The organism is Neisseria sicca, from assembly GCF_003044565.1.
Classification (GTDB): Bacteria; Pseudomonadota; Gammaproteobacteria; order Burkholderiales; family Neisseriaceae; genus Neisseria; species Neisseria sicca_A.
The window spans coordinates 65,281-91,238 of the sequence record NZ_POXG01000007.1 but is presented as its reverse complement, the minus strand read 5'-3'; the positions used below and the strand labels follow the sequence as shown (position 1 = coordinate 91,238).

Here is a 25,958-nt window from a genome sequence, read left to right as displayed (position 1 = left end):
CTGCTGTTTGCTTGACTAAACTCTTGCAATAAAAATATAATTCCAATCTTGCCGACATGGTGTCGGCAAGTATTTAACTCAACAGGACGAGAAAATATGCCAACTATCAACCAATTGGTACGCAAAGGCCGTCAAAAGCCTGTGTACGTGAACAAAGTGCCTGCACTGGAAGCTTGCCCGCAAAAACGCGGCGTATGCACCCGTGTATACACAACTACCCCTAAAAAACCTAACTCTGCATTGCGTAAAGTATGTAAAGTTCGCCTGACCAACGGTTTTGAAGTCATTTCATACATCGGCGGTGAAGGCCACAACCTGCAAGAGCACAGCGTCGTACTGATTCGCGGTGGTCGTGTAAAAGACTTGCCGGGTGTACGTTACCACACTGTACGCGGTTCCTTGGATACTGCAGGTGTCAAAGACCGTAAACAAGCCCGTTCTAAATACGGTGCTAAGCGTCCTAAATAATTGCAGGGACTTAAATAGGCACGTCGGCCGCCTAAGCTGAACAACGGCCGAGTAAGTGAATGCTCTTTTGGGTATTCATGGGAATTGACCCAACTGAATAGATTAAAGGAAATTAAAATGCCAAGACGTAGAGAAGTCCCCAAGCGCGATGTATTGCCTGATCCTAAATTCGGCAGCGTCGAGCTGACTAAATTCATGAACGTATTGATGATTGACGGTAAAAAATCTGTTGCCGAACGTATCGTTTACGGTGCGTTGGAGCAAATCGAGAAAAAAACCGGCAAAGCAGCAATCGAAGTATTCAACGAAGCCATTGCAAACGCCAAACCTATCGTGGAAGTGAAAAGCCGCCGTGTAGGTGGTGCAAACTACCAAGTTCCTGTTGAGGTTCGTCCTTCACGCCGTCTGGCTCTTGCAATGCGCTGGGTTCGCGATGCGGCCCGCAAACGTGGTGAGAAATCCATGGACCTGCGTTTGGCAGGCGAGTTGATTGATGCGTCCGAAGGTCGCGGCGGTGCGTTGAAAAAACGTGAAGAAGTACACCGCATGGCTGAAGCCAACAAAGCATTCTCTCACTTCCGTTTCTAATTTTGAAAGGCTAATAAAATGGCTCGTAAGACCCCGATCAGCCTGTACCGCAACATCGGTATTTCCGCTCATATCGACGCGGGTAAAACCACTACTACAGAACGTATTTTGTTCTATACTGGTTTGACCCACAAATTGGGCGAGGTACATGACGGTGCGGCTACTACCGACTACATGGAACAAGAGCAAGAGCGTGGTATTACCATTACTTCTGCTGCCGTAACTTCCTACTGGTCCGGTATGGCGAAACAATTCCCCGAACACCGCTTCAACATCATCGACACACCGGGACACGTTGACTTTACCGTAGAGGTGGAGCGCTCTATGCGTGTATTGGACGGTGCGGTAATGGTTTACTGCGCAGTGGGCGGTGTTCAGCCACAATCTGAAACCGTATGGCGTCAAGCTAACAAATACCAAGTACCGCGCTTGGCGTTTGTAAACAAAATGGACCGTCAGGGTGCCAACTTCTTCCGCGTTGTCGAGCAAATGAAAACCCGTTTGCGCGCAAACCCTGTACCTATCGTAATCCCGGTTGGTGCAGAAGATAGCTTCAGCGGCGTTGTTGACCTGCTGAAAATGAAATCTATCATCTGGAACGAAGCTGACAAAGGTACGACCTTTACCTATGGCGATATTCCTGCCGAGTTGGTTGAAACTGCTGAAGAATGGCGTCAAAACATGATTGAAGCTGCGGCAGAAGCCAGCGAAGAATTGATGGACAAATACTTGGGCGGCGACGAGCTGACTGAGGAAGAAATCGTAGGCGGTTTGCGTCAACGTACTCTGGCAGGCGAAATCCAACCTATGTTGTGTGGTTCTGCATTTAAAAACAAAGGTGTTCAACGTATGTTGGACGCAGTTGTAGAATTGCTGCCTGCTCCTACCGATATTCCTCCTGTTCAAGGTGTTAACCCTAACACTGAAGAGGCCGACAGCCGTCAAGCCAGCGATGAAGAGAAATTCTCTGCATTGGCGTTCAAAATGTTGAACGACAAATACGTTGGTCAACTGACTTTCATTCGCGTTTACTCCGGTGTCGTGAAGTCCGGTGATACCGTATTGAACTCTGTGAAAGGCACTCGTGAACGTATCGGCCGTTTGGTACAAATGACTGCTGCAGACCGTACTGAAATTGAAGAAGTACGCGCTGGCGACATCGCAGCTGCTATCGGTCTGAAAGACGTTACTACCGGTGAAACCTTGTGTGCAGAAAGCGCGCCAATTATCTTGGAACGCATGGAATTCCCTGAGCCGGTAATCCATATTGCCGTTGAGCCGAAAACCAAAGCCGACCAAGAGAAAATGGGTATTGCCCTGAACCGTCTGGCTAAAGAAGACCCTTCTTTCCGCGTTCGTACAGACGAGGAATCCGGTCAAACCATTATTTCGGGTATGGGTGAGCTGCACTTGGAAATTATTGTTGACCGTATGAAACGCGAATTTGGCGTGGAAGCAAATATCGGTGCGCCTCAAGTGGCTTACCGCGAAACCATCCGCAAAGAAGTCGAAGCCGAATATAAACACGCTAAACAATCCGGTGGTAAAGGTCAATACGGTCACGTTGTGATTAAAATGGAACCTATGGAACCGGGTGGTGCAGGTTACGAATTTATCGACGAAATTAAAGGTGGTGTGATTCCTCGCGAATTCATTCCGTCTGTGGATAAAGGTATCCGCGATACCCTGCCTAACGGTATCGTTGCAGGCTACCCTGTAGTTGATGTACGCGTACGTTTGATCTTCGGTTCTTCACACGACGTTGACTCCTCTCAGCTGGCCTTCGAATTGGCTGCTTCTCAAGCCTTCAAAGAAGGTATGCGTAAAGCCAATCCTGCTCTGCTTGAGCCGATCATGGCAGTTGAAGTGGAAACTCCTGAAGAATACATGGGTGACGTAATGGGCGACTTGAACCGTCGTCGTGGCGTTGTATTGGGTATGGATGATGACGGTATTGGCGGTAAAAAAGTCCGTGCCGAAGTACCTCTGGCAGAAATGTTTGGTTATTCTACCGACCTGCGTTCTGCAACCCAAGGCCGCGCAACTTACTCTATGGAGTTCAAGAAATATTCTGAAGCTCCTGCCCACGTAGCTGCTGCTGTAACTGAAGCCCGTAAAGGCTAATCAGGCAAATAGGTCGTCTGAAAGGCTGAAATGATTTTTCAGACGACCTCTGTTCTTTAATCGATCTTTAATGTAAAGGAATTAGCTCATGGCTAAGGAAAAATTTGAACGTAGCAAACCGCACGTAAACGTTGGCACCATCGGTCACGTTGACCATGGTAAAACCACTCTGACTGCTGCTTTGACTACTATTTTAGCTAAAAAATTCGGCGGTGCTGCAAAAGCTTACGACCAAATCGACAACGCTCCCGAAGAAAAAGCCCGCGGTATTACCATTAATACCTCACACGTAGAATACGAAACCGAAACCCGCCACTACGCACACGTAGACTGCCCGGGTCACGCCGACTACGTTAAAAACATGATTACCGGTGCCGCACAAATGGACGGCGCAATCTTGGTATGTTCCGCTGCCGACGGTCCTATGCCGCAAACCCGCGAACACATCCTGTTGGCCCGCCAAGTAGGCGTACCTTACATCATCGTGTTCATGAACAAATGCGACATGGTTGACGATGCCGAGCTGTTGGAACTGGTTGAAATGGAAATCCGTGACTTGCTGTCAAGCTACGACTTCCCAGGCGACGACTGCCCGATCGTACAAGGTTCTGCACTGAAAGCCTTGGAAGGCGACGCCGCTTACGAAGAAAAAATCTTCGAACTGGCTGCCGCATTGGACAGCTACATCCCGACTCCAGAGCGTGCCGTGGACAAACCTTTCCTGTTGCCTATCGAAGACGTATTCTCCATCTCCGGTCGCGGTACAGTAGTAACCGGCCGTGTAGAGCGCGGTGTCATCCACGTTGGTGACGAGATCGAAATCGTAGGTCTGAAAGAAACCCAAAAAACCACTTGTACCGGTGTTGAGATGTTCCGCAAACTGCTGGACGAAGGTCAAGCCGGTGACAACGTAGGCGTATTGCTGCGCGGTACCAAACGCGAAGAAGTGGAACGCGGTCAAGTATTGGCTAAACCGGGTACCATCACTCCGCACACCAAATTCAAAGCGGAAGTGTACGTATTGAGCAAAGAAGAGGGTGGCCGTCATACTCCGTTCTTCGCTAACTACCGTCCACAATTCTACTTCCGTACTACCGACGTAACCGGCGCGGTTACTTTGGAAGAAGGTGTAGAAATGGTTATGCCTGGTGAGAACGTAGCCATCACTGTAGAACTGATTGCACCTATCGCTATGGAAGAAGGTCTGCGCTTTGCGATTCGCGAAGGTGGTCGTACCGTAGGTGCAGGTGTGGTTTCTTCTATCATCGCTTAATTGAAGGATATCGATAAATGGCAAACCAAAAAATCCGTATCCGCCTGAAAGCTTATGATTACAGCCTGATCGACCGTTCTGCTCAAGAAATCGTTGAAACTGCAAAACGTACCGGTGCCGTTGTAAAAGGTCCGATTCCGTTGCCGACTAAAATCGAGCGTTTCAACATTCTGCGTTCTCCACACGTGAACAAAACTTCTCGTGAACAATTGGAAATCCGCACCCACTTGCGCCTGATGGACATCGTGGACTGGACTGACAAAACTACCGACGCACTGATGAAACTGGACTTGCCGGCCGGTGTTGATGTAGAAATTAAAGTTCAATAATCGTTGCTTTTGATAGAAAGCCGAATGGTTTATCCGTTCGGCTTTTTATTTTTTAACCCATTGAAGCATTTATGGTGGATTCAAATAGAAATAGGGCATTCTGTTGATTGGTATTTTGCACAATCGAGACTTCATGGATGGAATTGAGTTTTTGAATTTTATTAGGTCTTGCTTACTGTTAAAGATCGATATGTGCATCATTGGAAATCGGTTTATATTTGTATGGGGAGCCGGTGTTAGATAAATAATTCTTTGAACACTTTCCGTGGGTAAGGCCTACGCGACGTTTTCTCCCTTTATTCAGGACAAAGGTCGGGTGCAGCAGGTCAAAGAAACCATGTTGAGGTCGTCTGAAAACAGATGGTTGGAGAAATTCATTTGAGCTTTTGCGAAACCTATATTGAAGTACGGCAAATTTTGATGGGTTATTGCGATTCGGTCAACTCTTGTCCAAAGGATGCAATAAGCTGGTGGTAAATTTGATAAGCTGATAAACGGTTGCGATTTTGGTATTTTTCATCCTCTTTTGCGGGGGAGAGGAATAGGGAAAATACGGAAATAGCGGAAATATAGTGGATTAACTTTAAACCAGTACGGCGTTGCCTCGCCTTGCCGTACTATCTGTACTGTCTGCGGCTTCGTCGCCTTGTCCTGATTTAAAGTTAATCCACTATAAAATGAAATGGCTTTGCAGCAAGTCTATTGATACAAAAGGTCGTCTGAAATCCGATTTTCGTTTTCAGACGACCTTTTGAGCAAATGATGGCGTTATTTTGGCTCTTGCGGTACATAACCTTGAACGGCATCTGCGCCGTCGCCGAAGAAATACTGCTCCATTTGTTGTGCCAGATATTCGCGCGCACGCGGGTCGGCGAGGCTCAAACGGTTTTCGTTAATCAGCATGGTTTGATGGCGTGTCCACGCATTCCAAGCTTCTTGGGATACATTTTCAAAAATGCGCTTGCCTAATTCGTTGGGCAGCGGTGGGAATTTCATACCTTCGGCTTCTTTGCCGAGTTTGACGCAGTGAACCATACGGGTCATGGCGGTTTTCCTTAAAAACGGGGTTTCAGACGAGGCATATTTTAACGTATCGGCTGACGTTCGGAAAGGCAGGGCGCTTGCCTACCACATTGCCTTTCTGCGCAAAGGCTCGTTGTGGTCGCCTTTGACCAGCTCCCAAATGGTCAGCCCCATTTGGGGTCCGAGAAGTACATCTTGCGTCCGAACTCCTTCTCCTTCGGGGAAGATCTCGCCTTTATTGAAATGGCGGGTTTCACCGTCAAAGCTGGTGATTTTCCACATACCTGAAATCGGAACAGGCTCTTCCTCGACGCCGATGATTTCTTGCGGCGCTTGGGTGTAGATCCGCTTGCCGTCTTTTTCTTCCACTTCCCAGCCGTCCCATCTTCTCGACCAATAATACATCTGTTCGCGGGTGATGCCGCCCATATTCTCGCGCGGATATTTTTCGCGTATCGGTTCTAAAGCTCGGTTTAGCGCAATGTAGTCCAAGGGTAAATCTTCGCGGATATCCCCTGTTTCGGGCAGGCTACCGATTTTGAAAATCTTGATGCCTGCGATGTCGCGCAGAGTAATATTGGGATGATTTGCCAAAACAGGCTCTATCCTACCTGCCGGGAGCTGTCCGTAAAGTTCCCTGCCGACCAGTGTGTACCAACTGATACTGCGGATATTGTAGTCATAAAAGTCTGCCAAATAATCGGTCGTGACCGGAATCAGCCCTAAATTCTCGCGGCAAACCCCGTATTCATACGGCGCACCGTCGTGATAATTATGCGGTGGAATCGCTGCCAGTCCGATATAGCCGTGGAAAACATCCAGCTTCTCTGAAATTTTGCCGACAAATTCATCCAGCTTTGCCAAATCTTGGGGAGAAGACAAAATTTCCAGTGGCAAATTAAAAAGCAGGGTGCCTCTTGATATATCTGGATCGTTTGCAAAGTAGGCGGCAAAAGAAGTGATATTGAAATAATAGGATGCACTGGTATTTGCATGCTCGCTTTGCATTCCCCAATCAACCTCGGAAGCATTTTCGGTTCTTTCATCCAGCCAACGGTACACTTTATCCCGTTCTTTAAGGTACGACTTTTCACTCAACTTGATCTCGCGCATCCGACCGCTTCTGTTCCGTGTACCTGTTCCTATCTCATGGCTGGCTATTGTTAGCTTGTTTTTTCCCCATTCGTAATAGAAATCCATCAAACCGGTTAAGGCATCGGCGACATTATCACGGGTATTGAAATAGACCACGCCGCGTATGCCCAGTTGCAACAGGGTAAAGCCATGTTCGTTGTAGCGTTTGGTGCGGTCGGCGGTGTAGCGGATGGCGGCGAGTTGTTTTTCGATGTCGCTCATGGAATGTCCTTATGGTGATATGACAGACGTCGTCTGAAAGAGTGTAGCGTTTTCAGACGACCTTTACCGTCAAACAGGATTATTCGGCATGAATGTGGGTTGAACGGAATGAGATGGCAGGAATGGGGTCGTCTGAAACCCGCGTCCGGCTTTGCAACATAACCAGCCCACTTGTTTGCACGACCTTCCGCTTATGCCTCAAACGTATCCAGCCAAATCCGCCAGCCCTCGTCGGTATCGGTGCAGCAAACCGTAGCGCGGGTTCTACCCGCAAGCAGATGTCAGCACAAATACCCGATTCAGACTGGCGGACGGCAAATCTCGCGGGCAAAGCCCACGCTACGGGGGTCGGTTATCTCAAGTATGTTTTGATTCATAAAGGTCGTCTGAAAACCATGTCCAGCTTCGCAGCATCACCAGCCTGCCTGTCTCGCGACCTTTCGCTTAGGCTTCAAACTTATCCAGCCAAATCCGCCAGCTCTCGTCGGTATCGGCGCAGACGGTCAGGGTTTCGCCGTTTTCGATGCTTTGGAACGACAGGCTGCGGGCGTGGAGCATGAGGCGGGTGGGACCGAGGTGGGCGGCGGTGGTGTGGTTTTGGCGCAGGTCGCCGTAGTTGGTGTCGCCGACGATGGGGTGGAAGATGTGTTTCATGTGGCGGCGGAGTTGGTGTTTGCGACCTGTGTGCGGGATGAGTTCCGCCCACGAGTAGCGCGAGGTTGGGTAGCGGGCGGCGGATTGGAAGGGCAATTCGGTGCACGCAAGGCAGCGGTATTGGGTTTGGGCTTCTTGGAGGGTGGCTTCGGTTTGGGATTCGGCGATTTTGTCGGGCTGATATTTGAGCGGGTAGTCGATGAGTCCGTCGTCAGGCAAATATCCGCGCACGATTGCCCAGTAGGTTTTGCGTGTGGTTTTTTGTTCGAACTGCTGCGTCAGCAGGCGGGCGGCTTCGGGGTCGAGGGCAAACAGGAGGACGCCGGATGTGGGGCGGTCGAGGCGGTGGGCGGGATAGACGTGTTGTCCGATTTGGTCGCGCAGGGTCTGCATGACGAACTGTGTTTCGTGGCGGTCGAGCCAGCTTCGGTGGACGAGCATTCCGGCGGGTTTGTTGACGGCGATGGTGCGGCTGTCGCGGTAGAGGATTTCGAGCATGGTCTGATGTGGGCGGAAATGGGGGATTGTAACGCAAGCGGTCGCGGCTGCGACGGCAATCTTGTCTCTTTTGCGCGGGATGGCGGGCTGAAACGCATGATTCGGTTCAAATAAGGAACATTTGCCGTCATTCCTGCCTGCGTTTTCAGACGACCTCGGGTTCTGTCGGTTACAATGTGGGGATTCAACAAGATGAAGGAAAAACTGTGAGCCTGCTCAAAAAACTGCCGAAGCCTATGCTGCCCGATGAGGCGCGCCGCGAGATTCAGGCGCGGGAGTCGTATCATGTTTTGAAGATTATTTCGGAATTTGTCGAGGCGGGCGAGGAGCTGCGGGCGATTCAGCCTGCGGTCAGCATTTACGGCAGCGCGCGTACGCCGGAGAACCATCCCGACTATGAATTTACGCTGCGTCTGGCGCGCAAACTCTCGGATGCGGGTTTTTCCGTCATTTCCGGCGGCGGGCCGGGGATTATGGAAGCGGCGAACAAGGGCGCGTTTGCGGGCGCAAGCCCAGCGGTGGGGTTGAATATCGTGTTGCCGCACGAACAAAAAGCCAATCCGTATCAAGATTTGTCCATCAAATTCCAACATTTCTTCCCGCGCAAGGTGATGTTTGTGAAACATGCGGTCGCGTATGTCGTCATGCCCGGCGGCTTCGGCACGCTGGACGAACTGTTTGAAAGCCTGACGCTGGTGCAGACGGGCAAAACACCCGACCGCCCGATTATCTTGGTGGGCAAGGATTTTTGGTCGGGCTTGTTGGACTGGATACGCAAAGAGCTGCTCGGGCGTGGGCTGATTTCGGAAGCCGATATGGATTTAATCCGACTGATCGACGGCGAAGACGAAATCATCGAAGAAATCTTCGCGCACTACGAAAACCGTTTGGAAGATTTTTCCGAAGGCGTCAACGCGTGGTCGCTCGGCTTGTGATGGGCTGGGAGGTCGTCTGAAAACCGTTTGAATCTTGCGGATGAGTTGGAATTAAGACAAAGCGGCAACGCCGTATCGGTTTACAGTTAACCCGATATAGAATCGTTTCAGACGACTCAGACGACCCCTGCCTATTTCGGTACAATACCTTTTCGCCGCAAGGCAACAACGCCGCCGCGAACATTCCCTTTATCCAATCCACCCGACCCAACCCGACCCAACCATTTATGACCGATACCGCCCAAATCATTACCAGCTACGGCCGCCGCTATATCGTGCGCACGCCCGACGGCAAAACCTACGAAGCCAGCACGCGCAAAAAGCGGGTGGATTTCGCCTGCGGCGACCGCGTGCATATCCAAAACATCAACGCCGAACAAGCCGTCATCGAAGACTACCTGCCGCGCGAAAGCCTGCTCTACCGCCAAGACGCTTGGAAAACCAAGCTTATCGCCGCGAATGTTACCCAGCTCCTTATCGTTACCGCCGCCGTTCCCTCGCCCAGCGAAGCCCTGTTGCAACGCGCCCTCCTTGCCGCCGAAGCCGCCGGCATCCAAGCCGTCATCATCCTAAACAAAGCCGACCTGCCCGAAACCGCCCTCTGGCGCGACAAACTCAAATTCTACGAAACGCTCGGTTATCCCGTGATCGAAACCCGCGCGCTGGAAAACGCCGACATCCTGCGCCCCGTCCTGCAAGGGCATACCAACATCCTGCTCGGACAAAGCGGTATGGGCAAATCCACCCTGACCAACGCCCTCTTGGGCAACCAAACCGCCCGCACCGGCGACATCTCCACCGCGCTCGATTCCGGCAAACACACCACCACCCACGCCCAGCTCTACGATTTAAACGAAGAAACCCAATTAATCGACTCCCCCGGTTTGCAAGAATTCGGGCTGCACCACCTCCAAGCTGCCGACCTGCTGCAATACTTCCCCGACCTGAACCACCTCGTCGGACAATGCCGCTTCCACAACTGCACCCACCGCGCCGAACCCGGCTGCGCCGTCAAAGCCGCCGCCGAAGCAGGCGGAGCCAAGCCCGAACGCATCGAATTTTTGCAACGGATAACGGATGAGTTGTTGAGGTAGGGATAGGCGGTTGGTCTCGGTGAACTAAAAAAGGTCGTCTGAAAACTTGGAAATAGGTTTTCAGATGACGTTTTTGTTGGCGATTGAATCATTCATTTTGGCATGGTCGAGCAGGCAGGAAGGACGGTATCAGGAGGCAGCAAGCTGTAATGCTTGCAGCGAGTTGTAGCGTGGGCTTTGCCCACGAAAAAAAAAACGGTTGGGTCATAGTTTGGTTTGGGGTTTGATTGATAGATTCCGTGGGCGAAGCCCACGCTACGGATTGGTGGTGGGTCTAGGGTTTAATTCAAATCGCTACGGTTTGGCTGCCTGCAGCTTTAAAGGGCTTGTGCCTTGAGTCAAACCTTGCTTGTCCAATCAAACGTTTCCAAGAAATCAGGCAGCTCGGAGAGGCTGTCGAGTATGGCGAGATGCGGGGCGGTGTTCAACATGGCGGCGGAGTGTGCGCCTGTGGTGAGGGCGACGGCGGGAGCTTTGGCGTTGGCTGCCATTTCCAAGTCGTGGGTCGTGTCGCCGACCACCAAAGTTTCCTGCGGCGTCAGTCCCAGTTCGTCGCAGAGTTTGAAAACCATGTCGGGCGCGGGTTTGGAGGCTTGTTCGCTGGCGCAGGTGGTCGCCATCCAAAAATCGGCTGTACCGGTTTGCGCGATAGAGCGGTCGAGTCCTATCCTGCCTTTGCCCGTGGCGACGGCGAGCCAGTAGCCTTGGCTTTGCAGGGTGTGCAGGCAGGGCAGTGCTTCGGGGAAGAACGTCATGTTGTGGTTGTTGGGATTGAGATAGTGTGCGGCGTAGGTTTCCGCCAATTCTTCGCGCATGTGTTCGCCGGCATGCGGGGCGAGGCGGCGGATGATTTCGGGCAGGCTGTAACCGATAAGGACGCGAACGGCATCGTCATCGGGAACGGGCATGCCGCAGTCGGCAAAACTTTGTTGGAAGGTGCGGATAATCGGGCGCGTCGTGTCTGCCAGCGTTCCGTCCCAGTCGAAGATAATCAGTTTAGGTTTCATCGTGCGCTTTCTTTCAGACGACCTTGGGGCAAGATAGAAAAATCATAGCAGAAAATCCGATGCCTGCCTGCTTACAGATTGATGCAAACTTTAAAAATCCTAACTGAATTCAAACGCTAAGGTCGAATGAGTTGGGCAAAGGGGTCGTCTGAAAAGTTTCAGACGACCCCTTTTTTATGGTTTTTTGCCGGAGAACATGAAGAAAGACGTTGCTCTGATTTCCTGCTGTCGGGCTTATCTTTTCATTTTGTGAAAAATGATGGGCTGCTCCGGCGCGCGGGTCAGTTGGCGCGGCAGCGTCAGCATCGCCAATATCCAAACGCTCAATGCGTAAAGAAATATCCCGCCTTGCCGCATGCCGCCCAATGCCGCGCTGCCCAGTAAAGATTCTAAGATAATCACGACCAAAGCCGCCGCACACGCCGCCGCCCCGCTTAAAAACAGGGCGTAGCGGAAATGGCAGCGCATCATTTTTTTGTAGGCGAGCTTGGTCAGACCGCCCGCAATCATCAGGTTGAAAAAGCCGAATACGCCGCAGATAAACCAAACGATGGAGTCATCCCAGCCCGCAACTTGCCGCAACTGCCCGTCTTGTAAGGTCAGCAGCAGTCCGGAATGGCGGAACAACCCGACTGTGATGATTTCGTGCAGCAGCAATGCCAGAGGCAGATTCAGGAAAATCAGGGCAATCAGCAGCGGGCGGTAGGGTTTTTCTTGGGTGAGGTACATGATGGATAGGGAAGGGGTCGGATGTGGTGCGGGGTATGTTTGGAACGCTGTCGGCGTGCCTTAATTCAGTATCTGCCGCACTTGTTTCAAAACCTGCCAGGCTTTTGCTTTGAGCTGCGGCTGGCGCAGCAGGCGGGCAGGGTGGGGAAGGATGAAGCGGGGCGTGTTGCCGCAGAGGGTGTCTATTAATGGGGCAAGCTCGGGTTTTTCAAAGATTTGACCCACCAATAACACGGCCTTCGCCTGCGTATCGGCCAGCTCTCGGGCAAGCTGGGGCAGCTCGGCTTGGATTTGTTCGTCAGTAGGGTGCGGGCTGAAAACAGGCGCTGCTTTGACCCAGCTGGTTTTGTAGGCTTGTTGGGGCGTCAGGTGGATGGCGGCAAGCATATTGTCGAGCAGGACGCCGACCGCGCCGTGAAAGAGTTGTCCGTGCAGACTGTCTTCGGTTGCGGGGCAGATGCTGATGATGATGACTTCGGACGGACGCGCTTCGGTTTGCAGGCGCGGGAGGTCGTCTGAAACGGTTGTAGTGGCGGCTTTGGCGGTGTCTTCAGGCGCGGAGTTCGTCCGTGCAGACGGAGCAGGCGCGTCAACCGGCGCAGCAGTCGGCGGTACGGGAGGCGTTGCCGCTGCGGGGGCAGTTTTTTCGTGTTGAACCGCCGCCATCGCCGCCATACGGGCATGATGTGCCGATGCGGAAATCGTGCGGACGGCTTCGGCAACTTGGGCGGCGGCAGGTTTTTGCGGCTGCGTAACGGAGGCATCACCTGCGGGCGGGATGACTTTGGCGTTACGGTTCAGCCACATCGGGCCTAAGCCTAATGCCTGATGCAAGTGGAGATAGCGGCTGCTTAACATGGTTTTTCCATTAAAACGGCGTCTTCATGCCCGCCTTCGGGCAGGGAATAGTAATGTTTGCGAATGCCGGCCTCGGTAAAGCCGTATTTGAGATACAGCGATTGGGCGGCGGCATTGTCTGCGCGGACTTCCAGCAGCAGGCGCGTGATGCCGGCGGTTTGGGCGTGGCGGAACCAATGCTCCAATAGTGCGGCGGCAATGCCTTGGCGGCGGTATTCGGGTGCGGTGGCAATCAAATGCAGCTCAGATTCGTCCAATATATCCTGCCAAACGATAAAGCCGCTGATGACGCCGTCGGTCTCGCAGACCCATAGTTTATCCGTAGGCTGCGCCAGCGCGGAGGCGAATTGTTTCACAGACCAGGGCGACGGATTGCTGACTGCATCAATCGCGGCAAGGGCAGGGCAGTCGTCTGAAAAAGCGGGGCGGATATTCATGCCTGCGCTTTCCGTTCTGCCTGCTCTTTGGCGGTCAGGGCGACTTTGTTGCGGACATAAAGCAATTCGGCGTGTGCCGCATCGGACGCGGGATAACGCCCGCTCAGTGCCAGCTTGAGATAGTCGGACGCGGCAGGCATTTGCGGCGTACCGGCAAAGGGCGGTGCATCGGTCAGGGCAAACGCATTGCCTATGCCGCCGGTAAACGCACGACCTTCGGGTTCGACAATTTCAGCCGCTTTGCCGACCTGATAATCGCCAAGCCGCTGGTGCGCGTCCGTGTCGAACCATGCGTAAAACACCTCGCCCATACGCGCGTCGGTCGCTGCCAGTACGCAGCTTTGTTCGGGCAGCAGATACGCCGCCGCATTCAGACAGGGGATACCGATGAGGGGCGTGCCAAACGGCGTCGCCAAACCTTGCGCCACGCCTGTCCCGATACGCAAACCGGTAAACGCCCCGGGACCTTGTGCATAGACAATCACGCCCAAATCCGCCGCCGTAATACCCGCTTGTTCAAACAAAACACGAATCTGCGGCAGAATCAAATCGGATTGCTTCGTGCCGACGTCTTCATGAAACGAAACAATCTGCCCGTCGGTTTGCAACGCGAGGGACAGGTAGGAAGTGCTGGTGTCGATGGCAAGGACAGGTCGTCTGAAATCGGCTTGCATGGCGTGTTCTTCAAGATAAAAATTTTAGGATGGATTATAGCATTGTCGTCTTGATTCATGCCCGATAGGGTTTTCAGACGACCTCGATGATTGCTGAGCCGATACTGTCCCAGCAATTTAGGAAATGACCGTCTCGAAACCTGAGCAGGGGAGAGGTAGGCAAACCGCCATCACACCGATTCCTCAGTTCAGATTCACTTTGCGCAGAATGAATGGTCAATTTGCACTCAATAGGATTGACGACAATCGGCTGACAGTTTTAAAATGAATTTAAGAATCGTTATTATTTTCACACAATCAGGAGAAAATTCATGGCAAAAAAAGTCAGCATTTTAGTAGGCAGCCTGCGTAAAGGCTCGTTCGCCCGCAAAGTGGCGCAAAACGTCATCCCCATGTTCCCCGAAGGCTACGAAGCCCAAATCGTCGAAATCGGCGGCTTGCCGCTCTACAATTTCGACTACGACGACCCCGCCGAAACCGACTTCCCCACGCCCGAAAGCTACACCGCCTTCCGCGAAACCATCAAAGCCTCCGACGGCGTATTGTTCGTTACCTCCGAAAACAACCGCACCGTCCCCGCCTGCCTGAAAAACGCGGTAGACATCGGCTCCAAACCCAACGCCGACGTCGCATGGAAAAACACGCCCGCAGGCATCATCAGCCATTCCGTCGGCAAAATGGGCGGTTACAGCTCGCAAAAAAACCTGCGCCTTGCCTTGTCCTACTTCAATATGCCGCTGACCGGACAGCCCGAAGTCTTCCTCGGCAACTCCCCCACCTTATTTGACGACAACGGCAAACTCATCGAATCAGCGAGAAGCTTCGTTCAAGGCTATATCGACCAACTTGTCGCCCTCATCGAGAAAAACCCCAAATAAAACCAACAGAAAAACTGTTGACTGTTAGAAAATAGCTGACTTTCTAAACATCGAAGGTTTAATGCAGAAAAAGGTCGTCTGAAATCTAAGATTTCAGACGACCTTTATTTTAAATCAATAACGTCAGGAGAGACGCACATCAAAGCTCGTCTGAAAGAAACAACGCCAACAAAACACCATTCAGACGACCCATTAGCCAGTTATCCCATTCGCTTTACCCATTACATCGTTCAAGCTACTATACGAACCACGTTGTCATTTAAAATGCGCTGCCATAAGCCTTATGGCAGACAAAAAGGAAAAAAAATGAAAAAAATATTTAGGGTTTTGGGCTTGGTCGTTTTAGTCGCCGCTCTTCCGGTTCTATCAATCTATGCTTCTTCAATAAAAGAAATCTTCAATCAAAAGGATGATTTTTTTGTGGATACCGATCAGGAACGCTCGTTTTCATTTATGCTCAACAACTATTCCGACCGAGGTGTAACGATTTTTTATCAACAGGTCGGGCAAACATGGCATTTAGGTGGAATCAGTCCTTATGCAGAGGAAGGAGGTGGACAATGTTGCGTTTCCATCCCGCGCTGGCATGAGGGGATGACGCTGCCTCTGACTTTGATGATAAGCACGGATAAAAATGAATTTGAAGAGCGTAACGTTAATGCTAAGGTAGATAAATTTACCGATGAAGACAACGGATTATTGCAGTTTCACATTTTGCCGGATTATTCAGTGCGTGTATTAATTTCAAGTTACGGTAGGCAGAGACCGGAAAATCCGATGCATCAGTTTCATGAAACTTTGAAAAAAGATAACGAAGCATACCGTAAGGAAAATCCGGATTTTTAAATTAAGATGGGGCGAAATGATGAGCAAAGCTGAATAATGATTTTCACAAAAAATGTTTTATATAAATAGCGTGCCCTATCAGCTATTTCTTACGGGTTATTGGGTGGTCGGAATGACTTATGTCGCCAGTCCGAATATTTGTTGTCGAGAGGAAATATGAATTTAGAAATCAGACGTGACAGTATAAATTGGCATGTAAAAATAAATGATTTAAAGGAAATAATGTCTTCATTACAAAGAGAAGGGAATTATTGGGAGGGGCAAGTTTTTTTAACAAAGCGCAAGAAAGAATATAACCTTTCCTTTAGAATTTTTCTGAATTCAAATGATGAAGATGAGTTTGATGTAACTGACGGTCAGCTTATTCTTTCAATATCCGATGATACCTTTTCCTTGTTAGAGGAATATACTGTTATGGTCAGTGAATATGGCACTCCCTTTGCACATGAATTGAATAATTTGTATTTCATATCATTAAAAAAATGGTTGGGTTGCCATATTTATGTAGAAAATGATTAGTGTGTCTTTATCTATGTCCGCAGCGAGTATGAGATATGTATAAACAGGTTGAGATTAGATTTTTATCCCCAAAGTAGGTCGTCTGAAAACCTCCATTCAGACGACCTTTCTACCGTTTATCCCATCTGCTTTACTGTTGATGCCATTCGAGTTACCATACGAACCTCATTGTCATCTTTAAATTCAACGCCATGACTGCCCGCCAATCCTACCACCTCACCTTCGCCCGTTTCTCCCCGTCCCTCTCCGTCAAATCCTTCACCGCCTCCGAAGCCGCCAACACCGCCTACCGCGTCGAAATCACCGCCACCTCCACCGATTCCTCCCTGCCGTTGTCTTCCTACCTCAACCAACGCGCAGCGTTTGAAATCCGTCCGCAGGAAGCCGTATTGTCCGAAGTCGCCGCCGCCTTCGCAGCCGGTTCAGACGAGCCTCCGGCGAAACAATGGCAGGGCATCGTGACTTCGTGTGAGAAGCTGTCGGTATCCAAGGATGAAACCGTTTACCGCTTTGTTTTAGAGCCGCGTTTCGCGGCTTTAAAACATTTCCAATCTTCCCGACTGTTTCAAAACCAAACCGTCCCCGATATCGTTGCCGCCGTCTTCAAACACCACGGCTTCTCCGGTGTGGATTACCGTTTCCAAAAAAGCCGCAGTTACACCGTACGCGAGTATGTGACCCAGTATCTCGAAAGCGACTTCGCCTTTATCAACCGTCTGTGTGAGGAAGAAGGCATTTGGTATGCCTTCGAGCAGAATGAACAACATGGCGATGTGGTCGTCTTCGGCGACAGTCCCGAACACTACTTCCGCGACCAAAGCCTACCCGTTTCCTACCGTCCCCATGCCGGATTGGAAAGCGTCGGTACCGAAGCACTGTTCAACTTAAGCATCCGCCACAACCCCATCGTCGAAGGCATACGCAGTGCCGACTACAACTACCGCACCGCCGATACCGACCTCTTCGCAGAAACCGACAACAAACAATCCGAAGAATCTGCCGACAATACCGTCTTATTGGGCAAACAGCAAAACTGGGGGCTTCACCCTAAAACAACCGATGAAGCCAAAGTTCAGACGACCCTGTTGAACGAAGCCGTCCTCTGCCGCCAAACCGTCGCCAACGGCAGCGGCAACGTCGTTTCGATGGCACCGATGAAAGTGTTCCAAACCGATACCGCCTTCCCCGAAGCCCCCGACGGCTGGCTGGTACTCAGTATGGAACACAGCGGCAGCCGCGATAGCGCCTACAGCCACACCTTTACCGCCATACCCGCCCAACTCGCCTTCCGTCCCGAACGCACCACCCCACGTCCCCATATCGCCGGCACACTGCCCGCACGGGTGACCGCGGCGGAGAACTGCACCTACGCCTACATCGACGACATGGGACGCTACCGCGTCAAACTGCCGTTTGATTTGGACGAATGGAGCCCCGGCGGAGAAAGCCGTCCCGTCCGACTCGCCAAACCCTATGCCGGTCCCGAATACGGCATCCACTTCCCCCTGCACGAAGGCACCGAAGTCATGCTGTCCTTCGTCCAAGGTAACCCCGATCGCCCGTATATCTCCGGCGTCATGCACGACAGCGCCCATCCCGACCACATCCCTGCCGATTGGAACACAAGGAACGTCATCCGTACCTGGGCGAACAACAAACTCAGGATGGAAGACCAAAAAGGTCAGGAACACATCAAACTCGCCACCGACTACCAAAAATCCCAACTCAACCTCGGCCACATCGTCGACAGCGGTAGGACAAAACGCGGAGAGAACGGCGAAGGCTTTGAACTCAGAACCGACGGCTGGGGTGCGGTAAGGGCTGGCAATGGTATATTAATCAGTGCAGACGGTAAGAGTCCATCTGATAAAGTATTAAATATGCATGAGGCTATAAGTGTTCTAGAGGAAATGTTAGGATTAGCTCAAAGCTTGGATAAAGCTGCGCAAAGTGCACAAAATGAATTGGCAGAAATTAAGATACAGAGGGAGCAACTGGAAAATAGCCTTAAAGAATTAAAACAAGCAGGGATTATCCAATCCGCTCCAAATGGTATTGCTAGTGCAACTTCGAAAAGCCAAATTCATACAGCAAAAGAGTTTATTAATTTAGTTAGTGGACAAAATACAGGCATAACTTCAGGAAAAAATTTTACTGTTCATGCTGCAGATAGTCTTAATCTGTTTGCCCAAAATAGTGGAATGAAAATACAAGCGAATAAAGGTAAAGTGGCTATTCAGGCACAAAATGGTGAATTGCAGATTAATGCACGAAAAAATTCGGCCTTAACCAGTACAGAAGGTGAAATTACGATTGCATCAGATAAAGGAATTTTGTTAGTTAGTCAGGGAGCTTACATTCGAATTAAAAATGGAGAGGTTGAAATTGGTGGTCCAAAAATGTTGCGTTTTAGAGCTCCATTTCATGTGACAGCCAATCATTCCGAGGACTATCCTTTGGCGATCCCTAATCCAGGAAATGACGAAATGTTTGTATTAAAAGATGAACGTACAGGTATGCCTATCCCTAATTTTGCTTATAAAATTACTATGGCAAACGGTGAAATTTATCGAGGTGTAACCAATGAAAAAGGGGAGGCATTCAGGGTATATTCAGGAAGTAAACTGGAGGGGATGGTTTTTGAATCTGATGATGAAGAATCTAAAGAAATTTAAATGATATAGGGATATTGGATATGGGATATTTGGTATTAACGTTTCAGATATTGTGGGAGGAGATTGGCAGATACATTTTTTTTCTGGTTGTTAATGCCTACTGTATCATTAGAATGTATCAAAACCGTCATTGGAAATATTGTGCAGTTGTTTTCATTCTGCTCAATGGCTGGGTAACTTACGGATACTGGATTGATATCATTAATTCGTATCTTTATTGGAATCAATAAGATAGTAAAAAGGCCGTCTGAATGAAACACAGGAAAACAAATTTACTGTTAGGCATGGTAGCAGCGGGCTATCTGAGTATTGTATTGGCAAACATAGGATTAAATAGAATGATTGAAGGCAATGGCAATCCCGAACAGGGAAAAGGCATGGTTTGGGGAATTACGATGGCAGATGCAATATTGGTTAACGCCACACCGGAAAATTCTTCATATTTAACATTGGATGCAGAAGCAATAGATGTATCAAATAAGTACAGTTCTGATTTTTATTTGCAGAACGGAACAGTATTGCGAAATTTCTTTGGTACGGGTTCTATATGGGGAAGAGGAGGGTATTTGGGAAGAACGGCAGAGTTTGATTTACTTCCCGAAAGGCTGACTTTTACCTATTCCTCTCAGTTTGAAAATAAATTTTATCAGTTGGATGAAGCCCTTCCAACCGAAAAGATACGTCCTATGATGGCAAAAAGTTACAGGGTATTCAATAATGCAGTAGAGGACACAGAAACTCCGCAATATGAATCTCCCAATGATTTTGAATTGGCTGTTGCTCCTGACGGCTGGGTGACGCTGAACCTTACCAATGTATTTATTCGCAAGGAATTGATGTCCTGGCAGGCAAAAGAAATCATGCCTTCTGTGGAAGAGGCTGCCAAACATCACTTTAATGAAATATGGTATTACAAAGTCGCAGGTTTTCACAATCAGGAAGAACGGAAAGAATATTTAGACAGAGTCCGTAAAGAACACCCCAATTTCTATCACACTTATATAGATGGACCCAAAAAGGTGAGTGCGGAGTGGTACAAACAGATGCAAACGAAATATCCATGGAACTTGGAGGTTGAAGTCGATGGAGGGGAATGGAACGGCGAATACTATATGGAATTCGCTAACACGGAGCGCTGGACGGCTATCGGTAAGGAGAGGGTAGAAGAAGAGAAGAAGGCAATGAAGGCGATGCCAACTTACATCAAGATATGGTTAATAGACAAAGAAACGGGTAATCGGTGGGGCATCAGATTGCATCCATTTAAGACTGAAGAACGAGAACAGAATGATTATAAAATAATATATGATGATATCCGATTAAATAGGTTGTACAGGACATTTCAGCAGGCGTTTCCTGAGAGGACTCGAGCGCATAATATCAGTACACCTCCGATAAATCAGTTTGCTACATTGAAATTGAAACTTGACGATCATTTCGAGTTGATAGAGGCGTATCTTGAAAACAATGGGCAAAAATTTGTATTGCCAGATGCTGAAATCCATCAACGTTACGAAATTAGCAAGATCGCTTATTATTAAGGAAATATCATGAGTAGAAGTAGATTAATTAATAGGATAGTCACAAAGAAGGGAAATGCCACTCAACGTGGAAGTAACGTGCATGGTAAAGCGACAACCAATGGGACAACTGGGTCTCAAAAGGAGGTCTATGTTGATACTTTTACGATAAACGTATTTTTTGACGGTACAAAAAATAATTTATACAACATTGAGAATAGGAAGAAAAATCCTCAAATGTATAAGGGCAAAGAAACAGCCAGTGAATATGAAAGCTATTTCAATGATCATTCCAATGTGTCGTATCTGTATCAAGCAAGAGGACAAAAAGCTAATATAGGCTGGGCTTATATCGAAGGGATCGGTACCGGTGCAGATCAAATTAATCATTGGGATAGGGAGAACAAAGATCGTGCACGTAAAGGTTTTCCGCTGAAGGACAGAGAATATCATACAGATTCGCAACAGGGATTTGCTTTCGGTAGTGGTCCTACCGGTATAGAAGCCCGTGTTTTTCAATCCTTTGAGAAGATTCAGACTATGGTCAAGCAAAGTTTAGGTGATCGGATCCCGACGATCCTTATACTGAACATATTCGGTTTCAGCAGAGGAGCGGCAGCTGCCAGGCATTTTTTACATAGAGTAAAAACGGAACCTCAACTGTTTAAAGGTTGGAATCTTAAAAGAGAAAGAATTATCGTCAATTTTGTTGGCTTATTTGATACTGTATCGTCATTTTCGGCAGTTTATACTATACCAGAACCGACAAGTGCATTTGATGATGATGTAAAGGAATTACATCTCAATTTTGGACGTAATTATGCAAGTAAAGTTTTTCATTTGACAGCTGCAGATGAATACCGACAATATTTCTCTCTAACAAATATAGACAGTGCCATTAGTAATGGTTTTGGAATGGAAGTTATTATTAGTGGTGCACATGCAGATGTTGGTGGAAGCTATCAATCCGAAGCGCAAAAAAAACCGTTTCCGGTTAAGAAAAATTTTCTAGGTATGAAAAAATGGTTTCAAGAGCAAGGTTTCTTTAAAGAAGATGATATTCATTGGGTAAAAAGTAAGACTTATGAAGGTGATTTTGGGGGGACGCAAAAAACTCCAGAAACGATGGAAGCAATACGTAAGAATATAATACCTAATGATTATGCCCGCGTTGCATTCAAGATTATGCGCTTGATTGTGGAAACGCACTGCAGTGATAAGGTTATTGTATTTAACAGGAATCGGATAAAACATAGAGAGGCTTCCCACTTTCCGGAAATTATCGAACTGCTTAACAAATTGCCTTATGATATACAGAAGGCATCCCAAGATTCCTGGGCAAAAAGGTACAATTTTGAACTGAGTAAGTATTACTCACCGCAACAGGTACGGAAGATCCGTTACAAGTATATCCATTGGTCTGCAAAAGATGAAACCGGATATGAGCTGAGAACAAAAAATGGATTGCCATATAGAATAATACACAAAGGTTAAAATCTTCGTGTAGTGTCAAACTATCCAAAATCATTTTCAGACAGTATTGATAGATAGAGAAAGGATATATCATGAAATGGAATATTCCCGATATTCCTGAAGCAGAAGAGGTTTTCAGACCTATATATAAATGGTATTGTTTGGTAGCTTTAACAATGTTATATATTCTAGTAGCCATATTGTTATGGTTTACAGAAGATTCTACATTGATACAGAAAGCCTTATATTTGTGCCTACCTTTGCTAATTGTTGGTATTTTCTTTCTTTCTATAAGAATACATAAACAATATCAAAAAGAAGCATGGGCAGAAGAAAAAAAGCATATTGAATCTAGATGGAAACAATGGGCAAATAAAAAAATTGCATTATTGAGGAATGGAATTTATTTACCACAAGAAATTTCAATAGATGGAATACTGAATGGTACTGGGGGAACATTTCATAATGAGGTGTTTTACTTACCTGAAGATACTTTTAAGCGGGCAATATGGGAATGTTTAGAGTCATTGGATGAACTATTGCAGGGAACTTTGCTAACCAATATTCGGTTTTATATTGATAGTGATAATTATCAATATAAGAAAGATTGTTTCGATTATTTAAAAAAAACAGCTAACTTATTTCAAAACATCATCAAAAATAATCTTTTGTGGGTTCAAGAAAATAATGGCAATATTATTGATGTCTGGATGGAAGATATGGCAGATGGCTTGCATGTGCTTATTTCACCTGCCATTAATAATTCTTCGAATGCAGAAGGTCATTTTACTGAGAATATTATATGGTTTATCTTTTCAAATGAAAAATCGGTTGAGGACAAAAAAATCCATATCAAAAATTATATTAGTAGAGGGCTTAACATTGATTCTACCAATAAAGCAGAAGTATCTTCAAATCTAGAAAAATTTCTTCGTTATAGCGATGTTGAAAATCGTACTATACAATATTGGATTGATAGCTATAGTTTTTTGACTTTAGAAAAATACGAACTATTACCTTATTTGTTTTCGTTGAAAACAAATAATATAAAAAAATCGGTAGAGAAGTATTTGGGGAGTTCGCCCCTAAATATGAATTGGCTTTTAATTGCCTTGACGACTAAAAACTTACATTCCAAAAATGATATAGTTATTGTTATCTATTCAAGTGACTCTGAATATGAAATGAATTTAAATATAATTTCTACATAAATTTATCAGTCAACATATCAACTTTACTTTAATTATGCTGAATGGTTATATTTTGTGTTTAGTTCAGTAAGCATAGGTTGAGTTAAAAACCAATATGTACCAAGGTCGTCTGAAATTTATAAATTTCAGACGACCTTTTCAGTTAAAAATAGTAAACCGCTCCGAAACGCGGTAAAATACGCTCCGTTTCCAACACGACGCCTGAATCAGCAGGCTTTTATTATGGATCTTCCCAGTTCGTTTTTACTGAACTTCCCTTCCGGTTTATCCCGAAATACACGATAACCATCCCGCCGAAATGCCCTCCCGCATCCGGCGGGCGGAGCATTTATGAGCATCGAACAAACCCCTCCGAACCTTGAAAACGACGTTATCGAAAGCGACGTAGAGCGCGTTTCCGCCGATTTCGACCGTATCCACGCGTTGTGCGAAATTCTTTCGCCCGCCTTCCCGCAGATTGAAGAAGGCGTGCCGATTGAGGACGAGGCGTTGCGTGACAAATTTAGCGAGCTGACCGTCCTTTTGAACGAGCTGCACCCTGCCGACGTGGCGGCGGTGTTGGAATCGTTGCCGCCGCGCGAGCGTAATATCGTCTGGCTGTTGGTCACGCCTGAAGACGACGGCGAAGTGTTGCTGGAAGTCTCCGACGCGGTGCGTGAAACGCTGATCGAGTCGATGGACAAAGACGAGCTGTTGGCGGCGGTCGATGACTTGGACGCGGACGAGCTGGCGGAGCTGGCGGGCGATTTACCGCACCAAGTGGTCTATGAAGCCTTGCAGACGCGCGACGAGGAAGAGCGCGCCCAAGTCAAGGCGGCGATGTCGTATGAAGACAACCAAGTCGGTGCGATTATGGACTTCGAACTGGTCAGCATTCGCGCCGACGTCGCCTGCGAAGTGGTGCTGCGTTACCTGCGCCGCTTCGAGAGCCTGCCCGACCATACCGACAAGATTTTTGTGGTCGATGAAAACGACATCCTGCAAGGCGTGCTGCCCATCCGCAAACTTTTGGTTGCCGATCCCGAAGACTTGGTGGCAGACGTGATGGCGACCGAAGTCGTGCGCTTCCGCCCCGAAGACGACGTGGAAGAGGCGGCGCAGGCGTTCGAACGTTATGACTTGGTCACCGCGCCCGTGGTCGATGAAAACAAAAAGCTCATCGGCAGGATTACCATCGACGAGATGGTGGACGTTATCCGCGAAGAATCGGAAGCGGATATGTTGAACATGGCGGGTTTGCAGGAAGAGGAAGATTTGTTTGCGCCTGTGTGGGATTCGGTGAAAAACCGCTGGATGTGGCTTGCCGTCAACCTCTGCACCGCCTTTCTTGCCAGCCGCGTTATCGGCGCTTTTGAAGGCAGTATCGAGAAAATCGTCGCACTCGCCGCGCTGATGCCCATCGTCGCCGGCATCGGCGGCAATTCCGGCAACCAAACCATCACCATGATTGTCCGCGCGATGGCGATGGGGCAGTTGACAGGGATGCAGGCGGGACGGTTGTTGAAAAAAGAAGTCGGCGTCGCTTTGGTCAACGGCATCATCTGGGGAACGGTCATGGGCGTGGTGTCATGGCTGCTGTACGGCAGCATCGGCATCGGTTTGGTGATGATCGCCGCGATGACGCTGAACCTTTTGCTCGCCGCCTCGGTCGGCGTCCTCATCCCCGTCATCATGGAAAAATACGGTCGCGACCCTGCGTTGGGCAGCTCGGTGCTGATTACGGCGGTAACGGATTCCGGCGGTTTTCTGATCTTCTTGGGACTGGCAACGATATTCTTACTGTAAGGTCGTCTGAAAAGCGGATGGAAAAGAGAAAAGGTCGTCTGAAATCATGTGGTTATGGGTTTCAGACGACCTTTTTTAACTTTTATGGTGGATGAACGTGAATCTGAGATAAGCAAAAAACTTTCCCATTAAATACAAAACTTTCCTTGATGGGCAAATTCAACGCGGCGGCGGGTAGGGCGGTTCGATGCCTACTACGGATCGTAGCGTGGGCTTTGCCCACGCAGTCGAATGGTTGGTTTTCGAGTCGGGCGATAATCATGGTATTGTTTTTTCGTGGGCGAAGCCCATGCTACGGCTGGGTGTGAAGGTCGTCTGAAATCATAGGGTTACGATTTCAGACGACCTTTTTATATCTAAAACTACACGCGACTACATTTTAAAATTAGATTATTTTTATTGTTAAATCATGATGTTATTTAAATTTTGGTCGTCTGAAAAGGGCGTGGGTGCAAAATCGGGTGGTTTGGGCGGTTTGGATGCTGTTTTTTGCGGTTAAACAAAAATTCCTGAAAAATGAATTAATTATATTTAATTTTGAGAAGTATTGTTTAAAATCGTTCTGATTGATTGGAAGTGGTTAAGGCTTTGTCGGGTAAGGATTTGAGGTGTTTCAAGGTGAGGGTTTTGGGTTTTGTTTCTGAAGTATTGTTCATTAATGATTGAAATTTTTAAAAATATTTGAGAAAAAGTGTTTGACAGCCTGAAAATTATTTTTTAAATTTGCCCTTACCAATAAAAACTACATCGCACTACAAAGGAACCCTATCATGAATCTGTACCAAACTTCTCCGTCTTGTTATAGATTGTCTTCTATCCCTGCCGCATTCGTCGTCGTCTGCTTTTGGGCAGTCGCGGCGGTCTGACGGCTCTTCGCCCGAATTTGGTTTCCCGTATTTCTGCGGTCGGTTCGGGTTTTAAATTTTCTGTATCTCCCACTGTATTTCCTTCCGAATATTAAAATAATAAAAAAATACTTAGACCTCCGCTTCAGCCGAATTGTA

The 25,958-nt window shown here is 48.2% G+C and carries 24 protein-coding genes and 1 pseudogene; 16 read left to right on the top strand and 9 right to left on the bottom strand.

The window, feature by feature from the left end:
• The first annotated feature begins 96 nt into the window (after nt 1–96).
• The 5 genes from rpsL to rpsJ all read left to right on the top strand — a co-directional run bounded on the left by rpsL (nt 97) and on the right by rpsJ (nt 4,782).
• Complete coding sequence (gene rpsL / locus DBZ16_RS12305) at nt 97–468, top strand: 30S ribosomal protein S12 (RefSeq protein WP_002218431.1); 372 nt, start codon at nt 97–99, stop codon at nt 466–468.
• A 117-nt stretch (nt 469–585) separates the two neighbouring features.
• Nucleotides 586–1,056 (top strand): 30S ribosomal protein S7, encoded by a 471-nt coding sequence (rpsG, locus tag DBZ16_RS12300; RefSeq protein WP_003745196.1) that lies wholly within the window; start codon nt 586–588, stop codon nt 1,054–1,056.
• Nucleotides 1,057–1,074: 18 nt separating this feature from the next.
• Nucleotides 1,075–3,180, top strand: coding sequence for an elongation factor G (gene fusA, locus DBZ16_RS12295; protein ID WP_004565796.1), 2,106 nt, complete (start codon nt 1,075–1,077; stop codon nt 3,178–3,180).
• 88 nt (nt 3,181–3,268) lie between these two features.
• Nucleotides 3,269–4,453: an elongation factor Tu gene (tuf, locus tag DBZ16_RS12290; protein ID WP_003742643.1), complete on the top strand. Its 1,185-nt coding sequence runs from the start codon at nt 3,269–3,271 to the stop codon at nt 4,451–4,453.
• A 17-nt stretch (nt 4,454–4,470) separates the two neighbouring features.
• On the top strand, nt 4,471–4,782 hold the full coding sequence (gene rpsJ / locus DBZ16_RS12285; RefSeq protein ID WP_002642322.1) for a 30S ribosomal protein S10: 312 nt from the start codon (nt 4,471–4,473) through the stop codon (nt 4,780–4,782).
• 567 nt (nt 4,783–5,349) lie between these two features.
• Here the strand turns inward: rpsJ and DBZ16_RS16055 are convergent.
• From DBZ16_RS16055 to truC, 4 genes and pseudogenes are all read right to left on the bottom strand, one after another.
• A pseudogene (locus tag DBZ16_RS16055) lies at nt 5,350–5,457 on the bottom strand (IS5/IS1182 family transposase); the annotation flags it as partial.
• Between the two features lie 93 nt (nt 5,458–5,550).
• Nucleotides 5,551–5,826, bottom strand: a complete 276-nt coding sequence (locus DBZ16_RS12280) for an oxidative damage protection protein (protein ID WP_003762149.1) — start codon at nt 5,824–5,826, stop codon at nt 5,551–5,553.
• 81 nt (nt 5,827–5,907) lie between these two features.
• The gene (locus DBZ16_RS12275) at nt 5,908–7,161 is read right to left on the bottom strand and encodes a type VI immunity family protein (protein WP_107814199.1); all 1,254 of its coding nucleotides are present in this window, start codon (nt 7,159–7,161) and stop codon (nt 5,908–5,910) included.
• Between the two features lie 444 nt (nt 7,162–7,605).
• Complete coding sequence (truC, locus tag DBZ16_RS12265; protein ID WP_107814197.1) at nt 7,606–8,313, bottom strand: tRNA pseudouridine(65) synthase TruC; 708 nt, start codon at nt 8,311–8,313, stop codon at nt 7,606–7,608.
• A gap of 206 nt (nt 8,314–8,519) precedes the next feature.
• On the opposite strand from truC, the gene DBZ16_RS12260 reads away from it, so the two are divergent.
• Together DBZ16_RS12260 and rsgA are read left to right on the top strand one after the other, a co-directional pair.
• Nucleotides 8,520–9,248: a TIGR00730 family Rossman fold protein gene (locus tag DBZ16_RS12260; RefSeq protein ID WP_009312705.1), complete on the top strand. Its 729-nt coding sequence runs from the start codon at nt 8,520–8,522 to the stop codon at nt 9,246–9,248.
• Nucleotides 9,249–9,475: 227 nt separating this feature from the next.
• Nucleotides 9,476–10,342 carry a ribosome small subunit-dependent GTPase A gene (gene rsgA, locus DBZ16_RS12255; RefSeq protein WP_107814196.1) on the top strand — a complete coding sequence of 289 codons (867 nt, stop codon included), beginning with the start codon at nt 9,476–9,478 and terminating at the stop codon, nt 10,340–10,342.
• Between the two features lie 338 nt (nt 10,343–10,680).
• Here the strand turns inward: rsgA and DBZ16_RS12250 are convergent, their stop codons facing one another.
• The 5 genes from DBZ16_RS12250 to tsaB form a co-directional block, all read right to left on the bottom strand.
• Nucleotides 10,681–11,349, bottom strand: a complete 669-nt coding sequence (locus DBZ16_RS12250; protein WP_107814195.1) for an HAD-IA family hydrolase — start codon at nt 11,347–11,349, stop codon at nt 10,681–10,683.
• 234 nt (nt 11,350–11,583) lie between these two features.
• Entirely contained in the window at nt 11,584–12,078 is a 495-nt protein-coding gene (locus DBZ16_RS12245; RefSeq protein ID WP_107814194.1) for a hypothetical protein, read from the bottom strand.
• Between the two features lie 60 nt (nt 12,079–12,138).
• The gene (locus tag DBZ16_RS12240; protein WP_107814193.1) at nt 12,139–12,936 is read right to left on the bottom strand and encodes a uracil-DNA glycosylase family protein; all 798 of its coding nucleotides are present in this window, start codon (nt 12,934–12,936) and stop codon (nt 12,139–12,141) included.
• Nucleotides 12,930–13,373, bottom strand: a complete 444-nt coding sequence (gene rimI / locus DBZ16_RS12235; protein ID WP_107814192.1) for a ribosomal protein S18-alanine N-acetyltransferase — start codon at nt 13,371–13,373, stop codon at nt 12,930–12,932. Before rimI ends, DBZ16_RS12240 begins: the two co-directional genes overlap by 7 nt.
• Complete coding sequence (tsaB, locus tag DBZ16_RS12230; RefSeq protein ID WP_107814191.1) at nt 13,370–14,047, bottom strand: tRNA (adenosine(37)-N6)-threonylcarbamoyltransferase complex dimerization subunit type 1 TsaB; 678 nt, start codon at nt 14,045–14,047, stop codon at nt 13,370–13,372. Before tsaB ends, rimI begins: the two co-directional genes overlap by 4 nt.
• Nucleotides 14,048–14,358: 311 nt before the next feature.
• Between tsaB and DBZ16_RS12225 the strand changes: the two genes are divergently transcribed.
• The 9 genes from DBZ16_RS12225 to DBZ16_RS16555 all read left to right on the top strand — a co-directional run bounded on the left by DBZ16_RS12225 (nt 14,359) and on the right by DBZ16_RS16555 (nt 25,273).
• On the top strand, nt 14,359–14,925 hold the full coding sequence (locus DBZ16_RS12225; protein WP_003744098.1) for an NADPH-dependent FMN reductase: 567 nt from the start codon (nt 14,359–14,361) through the stop codon (nt 14,923–14,925).
• A 306-nt stretch (nt 14,926–15,231) separates the two neighbouring features.
• Nucleotides 15,232–15,771, top strand: a complete 540-nt coding sequence (locus DBZ16_RS12215; RefSeq protein ID WP_107814190.1) for a DUF3304 domain-containing protein — start codon at nt 15,232–15,234, stop codon at nt 15,769–15,771.
• 156 nt (nt 15,772–15,927) lie between these two features.
• A complete protein-coding gene (locus tag DBZ16_RS12210; protein WP_107814189.1) occupies nt 15,928–16,290 on the top strand; it encodes a hypothetical protein in 363 nt (120 codons plus the stop codon).
• A 191-nt stretch (nt 16,291–16,481) separates the two neighbouring features.
• Nucleotides 16,482–18,965: a type VI secretion system Vgr family protein gene (locus DBZ16_RS12205; protein WP_107814188.1), complete on the top strand. Its 2,484-nt coding sequence runs from the start codon at nt 16,482–16,484 to the stop codon at nt 18,963–18,965.
• 251 nt (nt 18,966–19,216) lie between these two features.
• Nucleotides 19,217–20,506, top strand: a complete 1,290-nt coding sequence (locus DBZ16_RS12195; RefSeq protein WP_107814186.1) for a DUF2931 family protein — start codon at nt 19,217–19,219, stop codon at nt 20,504–20,506.
• A gap of 9 nt (nt 20,507–20,515) precedes the next feature.
• On the top strand, nt 20,516–21,979 hold the full coding sequence (locus DBZ16_RS12190) for a T6SS phospholipase effector Tle1-like catalytic domain-containing protein (protein ID WP_107814185.1): 1,464 nt from the start codon (nt 20,516–20,518) through the stop codon (nt 21,977–21,979).
• A 71-nt stretch (nt 21,980–22,050) separates the two neighbouring features.
• On the top strand, nt 22,051–23,169 hold the full coding sequence (locus DBZ16_RS12185) for a hypothetical protein (RefSeq protein WP_107814184.1): 1,119 nt from the start codon (nt 22,051–22,053) through the stop codon (nt 23,167–23,169).
• A 330-nt stretch (nt 23,170–23,499) separates the two neighbouring features.
• Nucleotides 23,500–24,954: a magnesium transporter gene (mgtE, locus tag DBZ16_RS12180; protein WP_107814183.1), complete on the top strand. Its 1,455-nt coding sequence runs from the start codon at nt 23,500–23,502 to the stop codon at nt 24,952–24,954.
• Nucleotides 24,955–25,141: 187 nt separating this feature from the next.
• Nucleotides 25,142–25,273: a hypothetical protein gene (locus DBZ16_RS16555; protein ID WP_276308313.1), complete on the top strand. Its 132-nt coding sequence runs from the start codon at nt 25,142–25,144 to the stop codon at nt 25,271–25,273.
• Nucleotides 25,274–25,958 lie beyond the last annotated feature (685 nt).

Excerpts from the sequence above, each read along its gene's own strand:
- rpsL (WP_002218431.1), top strand. The coding sequence starts at position 97 with ATGCCAACTATCAACCAATTGGTACGCAAAGGCCGTCAAAAGCCTGTG.
- rpsG (WP_003745196.1), top strand. The coding sequence starts at position 586 with ATGCCAAGACGTAGAGAAGTCCCCAAGCGCGATGTATTGCCTGATCCT.
- fusA (WP_004565796.1), top strand. The coding sequence starts at position 1,075 with ATGGCTCGTAAGACCCCGATCAGCCTGTACCGCAACATCGGTATTTCC.
- tuf (WP_003742643.1), top strand. The coding sequence starts at position 3,269 with ATGGCTAAGGAAAAATTTGAACGTAGCAAACCGCACGTAAACGTTGGC.
- rpsJ (WP_002642322.1), top strand. The coding sequence starts at position 4,471 with ATGGCAAACCAAAAAATCCGTATCCGCCTGAAAGCTTATGATTACAGC.
- DBZ16_RS12280 (WP_003762149.1), bottom strand. The coding sequence starts at position 5,826 with ATGACCCGTATGGTTCACTGCGTCAAACTCGGCAAAGAAGCCGAAGGT.
- DBZ16_RS12275 (WP_107814199.1), bottom strand. The coding sequence starts at position 7,161 with ATGAGCGACATCGAAAAACAACTCGCCGCCATCCGCTACACCGCCGAC.
- truC (WP_107814197.1), bottom strand. The coding sequence starts at position 8,313 with ATGCTCGAAATCCTCTACCGCGACAGCCGCACCATCGCCGTCAACAAA.
- rsgA (WP_107814196.1), top strand. The coding sequence starts at position 9,476 with ATGACCGATACCGCCCAAATCATTACCAGCTACGGCCGCCGCTATATC.
- DBZ16_RS12250 (WP_107814195.1), bottom strand. The coding sequence starts at position 11,349 with ATGAAACCTAAACTGATTATCTTCGACTGGGACGGAACGCTGGCAGAC.
- DBZ16_RS12245 (WP_107814194.1), bottom strand. The coding sequence starts at position 12,078 with ATGTACCTCACCCAAGAAAAACCCTACCGCCCGCTGCTGATTGCCCTG.
- DBZ16_RS12240 (WP_107814193.1), bottom strand. The coding sequence starts at position 12,936 with ATGTTAAGCAGCCGCTATCTCCACTTGCATCAGGCATTAGGCTTAGGC.
- rimI (WP_107814192.1), bottom strand. The coding sequence starts at position 13,373 with ATGAATATCCGCCCCGCTTTTTCAGACGACTGCCCTGCCCTTGCCGCG.
- tsaB (WP_107814191.1), bottom strand. The coding sequence starts at position 14,047 with ATGCAAGCCGATTTCAGACGACCTGTCCTTGCCATCGACACCAGCACT.
- DBZ16_RS12225 (WP_003744098.1), top strand. The coding sequence starts at position 14,359 with ATGGCAAAAAAAGTCAGCATTTTAGTAGGCAGCCTGCGTAAAGGCTCG.
- DBZ16_RS12215 (WP_107814190.1), top strand. The coding sequence starts at position 15,232 with ATGAAAAAAATATTTAGGGTTTTGGGCTTGGTCGTTTTAGTCGCCGCT.
- DBZ16_RS12210 (WP_107814189.1), top strand. The coding sequence starts at position 15,928 with ATGAATTTAGAAATCAGACGTGACAGTATAAATTGGCATGTAAAAATA.
- DBZ16_RS12205 (WP_107814188.1), top strand. The coding sequence starts at position 16,482 with ATGACTGCCCGCCAATCCTACCACCTCACCTTCGCCCGTTTCTCCCCG.
- DBZ16_RS12195 (WP_107814186.1), top strand. The coding sequence starts at position 19,217 with ATGAAACACAGGAAAACAAATTTACTGTTAGGCATGGTAGCAGCGGGC.
- DBZ16_RS12190 (WP_107814185.1), top strand. The coding sequence starts at position 20,516 with ATGAGTAGAAGTAGATTAATTAATAGGATAGTCACAAAGAAGGGAAAT.
- DBZ16_RS12185 (WP_107814184.1), top strand. The coding sequence starts at position 22,051 with ATGAAATGGAATATTCCCGATATTCCTGAAGCAGAAGAGGTTTTCAGA.
- mgtE (WP_107814183.1), top strand. The coding sequence starts at position 23,500 with ATGAGCATCGAACAAACCCCTCCGAACCTTGAAAACGACGTTATCGAA.
- DBZ16_RS16555 (WP_276308313.1), top strand. The coding sequence starts at position 25,142 with ATGCCTACTACGGATCGTAGCGTGGGCTTTGCCCACGCAGTCGAATGG.